Genomic DNA, 6,541 nt, shown 5'->3' on the forward strand with positions numbered 1-6,541 from the left:
GACTGTGCGTGCGGATACATTAAATGGCATAAACAAATTATAACCTGAAACGTGAAGAAGCAACAGATACTTATTGGCTTCCTTTTTCTCTTTTTTGGAGGGATAAGCGGCTGCCAGTATGAGCCCGTTGATTACACAAAGGCTGCTGCTGACCCTGCCTTTTTGCACCAGTCAGTAGATAAGCTGACAGATGTAATCACGCATGATATTTTTTCGCCGCCTGTCGCCAGCCGTATCTATGTATACCCACAGATTGCCGCTTACGAAGTGCTGCTACATGACTTTCCGGAGTACCAGTCCCTGCAAGGGCAGCTCACTGATTTTGAAGGTATACCGCAGCCTGCACCAGATTCTGCTTATTGTTTTCCATTGGCCAGTTTAAATGCTTTTCTAACAGTCAGCCGCAGCCTCACCTTCTCCTCCAATATGTTTGATGCTTACGAAGAGCAGCTGTATGAGAAGTATAGGAACATGGGCGTTCCGGAAGATGTATTTTTCCGCTCTATACGATATGGACAGGCAGCCGCCCAAAGTATCATCGCTTACGCTGCAGGAGATGGGTATAAGCAAACTCGTGGTTTCCGCCATACGGTGTCGCAGACTCCTGGGCACTGGGTACCCACGCCACCCGCTTACATGGATGCCATAGAGCCTTTCTGGTTCAAACTGCGCCCCTTCGTGCTTGACTCCTGCAGCCAGTTTGCGCCCGCCACACCTGTGGGGTACAGCAACAGCAAAGAAAGTGACTTTTATAAGGAGGTGATGGAAGTTTATGAAACCACCACAAATTTATCAGAAGAACAGGTGCAGATAGCGAGTTTCTGGGACTGCAATCCGTTTGTGATGCACACCACAGGGCACGTGATGTACGCGACAAAGAAAATCACGCCTGGCGGACACTGGCTGGGTATTACCGGCATCGCCACCAGCAAAGCAAATGCCGATATGATGGAGACGCTGGAAGCCTATACCCGCGTATCCTTGTCATTGGCGGATGGATTTATCAGTTGCTGGGATGAGAAATACCGAAGTGACCGTGTTCGGCCTGAGACAGCTATCAACACCTTGGTGGACGAAAACTGGGTTCCGCTCCTCCAGACACCTCCCTTTCCGGAGTATCCCAGCGGCCACAGCGTTATTTCCAATGCAGCAGCAGTTGTGCTCACAGACCTGTACGGACCATCCTTTTCTTATGTGGATTCAACAGAAGTAGCTTACGGGCTGCCTGCGCGGTCCTTTGAGTCTTTTGAAGCGGCTGCCGAAGAAGCGGCTATGAGCAGGCTTTACGGGGGCATTCACTTTATGCCCGCAATTGTCAACGGCGCTGAGGAAGGCAAACAAGTTGGCGCTTATGTTGTGTCAAAACTCAACACCCGTAAGCGTGCAGGCAAGGTTGTAGCTGCAAAGGAGTAAAGGCGCTAAATTTGCTCAGGAGTTGGTCTCATTTCTTTTCCTCAATTTCTGATTTTTCACAAGGGCTATAAACAGACCTGCTATACCACCCACAATGGCTGTATAGCCATATCCTATCAGGAAGCCATATGCTTCTGAGCTTTCGCCTAATATGCGTGAGGCAGCGATAGCGATAATACCTGATACAAGGAACAGTATTCCTTTGTTGTACTTCATGGGTTGATTTGTTTGTTCCATCGTCAAAAAAGTTTGGGTGATGCGTCTCCTGCAATTACGCTTTTTATTCACATGCATAAAGTACAAAATAACAGGGTTTATATATCAGCGGAAACCTGAATAATAGACCAACAGGGAAATCTTCCAGACCAATTTCAGATAGCTTACTGGAAAAGCAAGCGAATATTTATCAAGCTAACATAAATATATAAGTGCGCACCTCTCTCAAAATTTTATACGGGTTATGCAGAAAACCACAAATACTTTTACTTTTACACTTCAATAAATGGTTGCTTCTGAAAAGTAACGCAGCCCTTTGTCTTTCTAATAAACAAAACACTACATTCTAATATGCCCACTGAAAACGACAAGCAGGAGCTTTTTAAGCAAATAGAACAAAAACTAACCGAGCAAGGCTTCTCCATCGATAAGCAGGACCAGACCAGACCATGGGGTGGTTTTTTTGTAATTGATGAAAACCAGGCGCAGCAATTCGCCGACACTTACTTTGAAGGCATGTCGGTTGACAAGCTGAAAATATCCGGTAAACTAAGCCCGAAGATCCTCGTGGTGGCACCGGAGAAACGTTTGTCGTGGCAGTACCATCACCGCCGCGCTGAGATTTGGAAAGCAGTGGAAGGCAAAGTAGGAGTGGTAACTTCCGACTCAGATGAAGAAGGCGAACTGAAGACACTGGACCCCGGCGACTATATCACTTTAAGACAGGGCGAACGCCATCGTTTAGTAGGGCTGAAGGAATGGGGCGTGCTGGCTGAGATATGGCAGCATACTGATGCGGAGAACCCCTCTAATGAGGATGACATTGTACGCGTGCAGGATGATTTCGGCCGTTAATCGTCCTTAGAAAGCATCTTCTGAAATAACTAAAAGAGCCACTCTGGGTCCCAGACTGGCTCTTTTGATTTTACTGCATATTGAACACGTAACGCGAGCCTTTTGTATAAATCACCATAGACACCATTTTACCTTACTATGAATTTCTTTTCACATAACCCCCTCAACCGTTTCTCAGAGTTGCGCCCGGATGAGGAACAGATGCAGCAGCTCTGGCAACAGCAGGACGCGCGCATACTTGTAATGCACGATTCCCTGAGCTTAATCAGGGAAACGGAGCAAGGCAAATTGGCTGCCGTACTGCAGCAAGGGGAGGTGGAGGAACTGGTGAAACTGGCGCAGGTGCAGGTGTATCTCGGTTCAGAGGACGGTGTGCCATACTTTGTGTTAGGTTTCGAGGGAATGCAGGAGCAGTTATCCACCATTGTAGGAGAAAGCTACAGCCTGGCCGACCTCCGGACATCTGCACTGGAATTGCCGCAGCCGGATAGTGCCTTGCTGGCCTATGCCCGGGGTATGGTGCACTGGAACCTGCGTCACCGGTTTTGCCCCAACTGCGGCAGCGTGACGTATAGCACACAGGCAGGGCACGTGCGGCAGTGCACGAACAAAGCCTGCAGCAGGCACCACTTCCCGCGCACAGACACCGCCATTATCGTTGTTATTTCAGAAGGTGACGCCTGCTTACTTGGGCGGCAGGCGGTGTGGCCAAAGGGAATGTACGCCACCATTGCTGGTTTTCTGGAGCCCGGCGAAACGCTGGAGCAGGCGGTGGCGCGCGAGGCGCAGGAAGAGACGGGTGTGGAGTTGCAAACGGTTACCTACCACTCCTCCCAGCCCTGGCCTTTCCCAAGTTCAGTTATGGTGGGTTTCAGCGCTGTGGCACGAAACCGAAACCTGAAACTGGATAACGATGAACTGGAGGATGCCCGCTGGTTTACCCGAAGCGAGATGGCAGCTGGCCTGCAGGATGGATCATTGCGCCTGCCGCCACTCATTTCCATCGCCTACCGCCTGATCAGGGATTGGTTTAATGCTGACCCTGCTTATAAGTTGGAGGAGTTAACAGGCTATTAATACTGCCCACAATACCAATCAATGCTGGTGCGGCGGGCAGGACTCCAGCAACTGGCCCACTTCCTGCAAAGTATAGCGCTCGTTGTTGTTGCCGAAGTTCGTTTGGATGTAGTTGAGCAGGTTCGTGATTTTATCGGTGCGCATGGTCTCTAAGCCGGGCATTGGCCGGTCGTATTCCTGGCCGTTAACTACCATGGGTCCTTCTATGCCGTGGCGGATGAGGCAGGGCAGCTCCTCCCGGTGCTTTTGTAGATAATCGGCACCTGCAATGGGTGGGATGAGATTGCGGAGGCCGCTGCCGTCTTCCATGTGGCAGCTCTGGCAGTTCGCCTCGTACAGGCGCTGCCCTTCGTTTTGTTTCTCTGTAAAGCACTGGGTAAGGGTGGTGAGGGCTACGATACCCGTCACCACCGCTATGCCTTTAGTTTTGCGCATGCTGTTGCTCGTTCAGCAGTACCGGAATATCCTGTAGCAGCTTGTCTACAGAAGCTTCTTCTGTGCCATCGTACACGCCCCGTATACGGCGCTGCTCATCCACCAGTATAAAATGGCCACCATGGGTAAAACCACCACCTGCTTCTTCACCATCTTCCTGCACTGCCACAAGGTATTTAGAGGCGATGTCGTATATGCTGTCTTTCTCACCCGTCAGGAAATGCCACGTATTGGATTGTACGCCGAGTCGGTCAGCATAATCCTTCAGTACAGCTACCGTGTCGTGCTGCGGATCGATGGAGTGAGAGAGTAGCAGCACATCCGGATTGCCTTTATATTCCTCGTACACGCGCAGCATCTGGCTCTTCATTTTAGGGCAGATAGAAGGGCAGGAGGTAAAGAAGAAGTCTGTGACGTATATTTTGCCCGATACTGTTTCCTGCGTTACCTGCTGGCTATCCTGGTTTACGAAAGCAAAATCCGGAACCTGGTGGTAAAGCGTGTCTACCATTAGCTGTCCATTCACTTCCCGCTCCACAGCCTCCCGCTCACCCAATATGGGCAAGGTCTTTTCCTGGGCTCCACTCTCGCTGCAACTGTAAAAGAAGCTAGCTGAAAGGGCCATAGCGGCAGTGAGTATACTTTTTTTGAAGGAGAAATTATTTCTGTTGTTCATATTGCTGGTATGTTTGCCGGGCAGCCTGTATGGTGCTGTCCATTACTGTTTGTACACGCTCAATCTTCTTTAACTCCTGCTGCAGATAATTCATCGCCTGTTCGTACTGCAAGGTGTCCGGGGCACTGTAATTCCGCATCCAGACCATCATCACTTCATCCGCCTGGTTTAGTTCGTCTATCTGCTGCTGTAGTGCCTGCAGGGTAACTGTGTCTGCCTGTTGAGCTGCTAAGGTATCGCGGAGGCTTCGGAAGTTACGCCGCAGTTTATAAATGTCACCCATTTTGGCCATGGCATCGTTGTGTATGGTCATCACATTCGCCTCTAGTTCCTCCTGCTGTGTCGCCTCCGCAGGCCCTGCGTTGCAACCTGTAAGCAGCAGGAACGGCACTACAAGGAGTATAAAGTACTTCTTCATCATTCGCTTCAGGTATAAAAGGATTTAGGAGGCAAAAAGGTTTAGTTCTAGTGGAATAAGAACGACTTGTTTTCACCTCCTTTTTTATGTTGTTATTATACCTGCCTGTTGCGGGCAAGGAGATAGTGAAAACCGTTCTTTTTTATTCTAACAAAACACACTGCAAAGGTATGGTTGCATGCTGGCAAGAACAAGTTTAGTTTGCTGTGTTTACAAAGGATGGTTAAAGAGCGGACTGCTGTCGTATCTCTTAAAGGGACTTTCAAGAACAATATGCACTATAATTTCAGGTCAAAAACCTTTTGCTCTTTGATTTCTTTGAACCCGAAGTTCTGATAAAACTGGTGTGTTTCGACCCTGGCTGTATTTGTTCTTACCCTAATTTTAGTCACAGGGTATTGTGCGCTCCACACCATCACCTGCAGAATCAGTTTTCTGCCAACCCCAATCCCTCTGGCATTTAAGTCTACCACCAGGCCACCAATCTCCACAAAAGGTTCTGATTCTAAACGGATGGCGCAGAAGGCATGAACCCAGCCAATCACCTCTCCTGAAGCCTCGGCAACGAAGGCACAATGGGTCTTTTCTGCAATGATGGCGCTCATCCATTCTGCTGTCGCTTCAATAGTTGGTGTGTAGCCTAATTGCCAGGAGAGGTAATTTATAGCGGCGGCATCTTTTGATGCTGCTTTCCTGATGGAAACCTGCATGCACTGTTCTTTAAAATTTTACAGCCTTTCCTCCACTTCTAAATGAAGAATGTTAGCTAAGGCCTGTGCGTCCTGCAAGGCCTCTTTTTTGTTCACTGTTTTAATTACGTAGTCAGGAGTGGCAGTATAAGAGAAAAGAGAGATGGTGTAAACGGTGCCGGTGTACCGCATCGTCGGGGATATGCCATTGGGTGTATTTCGGTAGCTATAGCTGTTAGAGGTGAGGCGGAGTTTCTTCAGGTCTGGTAAGTCTTTCCACTCTCCTTTCCTATAGCCTAACAGGGAGGTGTATTCCCTTACTCTTCTTTTTTGCGAATCTATTTGGGTGCCATAAAAAGTGAACCGAAGAAACAAGCCTAGCAGTAAAGCAGCAGCACCAATCAGCAGAGTTTTGATGAGGGAATTTTCCTGCTCTATGAACAAGGGGCTGAGGCAGACAACGAGTGCAATTGCTACAAACACAAACCAGAAGCTGCTTGCGCCACCAAAGACATAGCCGGTCTTTCTATCGTATCCGTTTTCCATTCTTTGTGCCGGATGCTGCTTTAAAACGACTACAGCAAACCGTAGTAAGTTTACTTAAATAAGCTGAGTACTACAACTATGAAAGGATGTTAGAGCATGTTTAAATTTAGAGGATTAGCAAAAAAGAGCGAGTCAGTGCGTAAGCAATGGGTAACCAAACTCAAAAGCTTATGCAATCTCAATACAAGAGACTCACTGACTCGCAATGGGACATTG

9 protein-coding genes are annotated in these 6,541 nt (G+C 48.6%); 3 read left to right on the top strand and 6 right to left on the bottom strand.

The window, feature by feature from the left end:
* The first annotated feature begins 51 nt into the window (after positions 1–51).
* Positions 52–1,413, top strand: coding sequence for a vanadium-dependent haloperoxidase (locus E1919_RS20395; protein WP_237144710.1), 1,362 nt, complete (start codon positions 52–54; stop codon positions 1,411–1,413).
* Positions 1,414–1,428: 15 nt separating this feature from the next.
* On the opposite strand, the gene E1919_RS20400 is transcribed toward E1919_RS20395, so the two are convergent.
* A complete protein-coding gene (locus tag E1919_RS20400; RefSeq protein ID WP_162055270.1) occupies positions 1,429–1,629 on the bottom strand; it encodes a hypothetical protein in 201 nt (66 codons plus the stop codon).
* Between the two features lie 351 nt (positions 1,630–1,980).
* Between E1919_RS20400 and E1919_RS20405 the strand changes: the two genes are divergently transcribed.
* The gene (locus E1919_RS20405) at positions 1,981–2,484 is read left to right on the top strand and encodes a cupin domain-containing protein (protein WP_162055271.1); all 504 of its coding nucleotides are present in this window, start codon (positions 1,981–1,983) and stop codon (positions 2,482–2,484) included.
* A gap of 138 nt (positions 2,485–2,622) precedes the next feature.
* Positions 2,623–3,561, top strand: coding sequence for an NAD(+) diphosphatase (gene nudC / locus E1919_RS20410; protein ID WP_162055272.1), 939 nt, complete (start codon positions 2,623–2,625; stop codon positions 3,559–3,561).
* Between the two features lie 18 nt (positions 3,562–3,579).
* Here nudC and E1919_RS20415 read toward each other — a convergent pair whose 3' ends face one another.
* The 5 genes from E1919_RS20415 to E1919_RS20435 form a co-directional block, all read right to left on the bottom strand.
* Entirely contained in the window at positions 3,580–3,996 is a 417-nt protein-coding gene (locus tag E1919_RS20415; protein WP_162055273.1) for a c-type cytochrome, read from the bottom strand.
* A complete protein-coding gene (locus E1919_RS20420; protein WP_237144712.1) occupies positions 3,983–4,672 on the bottom strand; it encodes an SCO family protein in 690 nt (229 codons plus the stop codon). The genes E1919_RS20415 and E1919_RS20420 overlap by 14 nt, the downstream gene beginning before the upstream one ends.
* Positions 4,656–5,093, bottom strand: a complete 438-nt coding sequence (locus tag E1919_RS20425; protein WP_237144714.1) for a hypothetical protein — start codon at positions 5,091–5,093, stop codon at positions 4,656–4,658. Before E1919_RS20425 ends, E1919_RS20420 begins: the two co-directional genes overlap by 17 nt.
* Before the next feature lie 275 nt (positions 5,094–5,368).
* The gene (locus E1919_RS20430; protein ID WP_162055274.1) at positions 5,369–5,800 is read right to left on the bottom strand and encodes a GNAT family N-acetyltransferase; all 432 of its coding nucleotides are present in this window, start codon (positions 5,798–5,800) and stop codon (positions 5,369–5,371) included.
* Between the two features lie 18 nt (positions 5,801–5,818).
* A complete protein-coding gene (locus tag E1919_RS20435) occupies positions 5,819–6,325 on the bottom strand; it encodes a hypothetical protein (RefSeq protein WP_162055275.1) in 507 nt (168 codons plus the stop codon).
* Positions 6,326–6,541 lie beyond the last annotated feature (216 nt).

It is taken from the genome of Pontibacter pamirensis, assembly GCF_010015475.1.
GTDB classification, from domain to species: Bacteria; Bacteroidota; Bacteroidia; order Cytophagales; family Hymenobacteraceae; genus Pontibacter; species Pontibacter pamirensis.

What these genes read in the sequence shown, in the direction of transcription:
- E1919_RS20400 (WP_162055270.1), bottom strand. Translation starts at nt 1,629, where the DNA reads ATGAAGTACAACAAAGGAATACTGTTCCTTGTATCAGGTATTATCGCT.
- E1919_RS20405 (WP_162055271.1), top strand. Translation starts at nt 1,981, where the DNA reads ATGCCCACTGAAAACGACAAGCAGGAGCTTTTTAAGCAAATAGAACAA.
- nudC (WP_162055272.1), top strand. Translation starts at nt 2,623, where the DNA reads ATGAATTTCTTTTCACATAACCCCCTCAACCGTTTCTCAGAGTTGCGC.
- E1919_RS20415 (WP_162055273.1), bottom strand. Translation starts at nt 3,996, where the DNA reads ATGCGCAAAACTAAAGGCATAGCGGTGGTGACGGGTATCGTAGCCCTC.
- E1919_RS20420 (WP_237144712.1), bottom strand. Translation starts at nt 4,672, where the DNA reads ATGAACAACAGAAATAATTTCTCCTTCAAAAAAAGTATACTCACTGCC.
- E1919_RS20425 (WP_237144714.1), bottom strand. Translation starts at nt 5,093, where the DNA reads ATGATGAAGAAGTACTTTATACTCCTTGTAGTGCCGTTCCTGCTGCTT.
- E1919_RS20430 (WP_162055274.1), bottom strand. Translation starts at nt 5,800, where the DNA reads ATGCAGGTTTCCATCAGGAAAGCAGCATCAAAAGATGCCGCCGCTATA.
- E1919_RS20435 (WP_162055275.1), bottom strand. Translation starts at nt 6,325, where the DNA reads ATGGAAAACGGATACGATAGAAAGACCGGCTATGTCTTTGGTGGCGCA.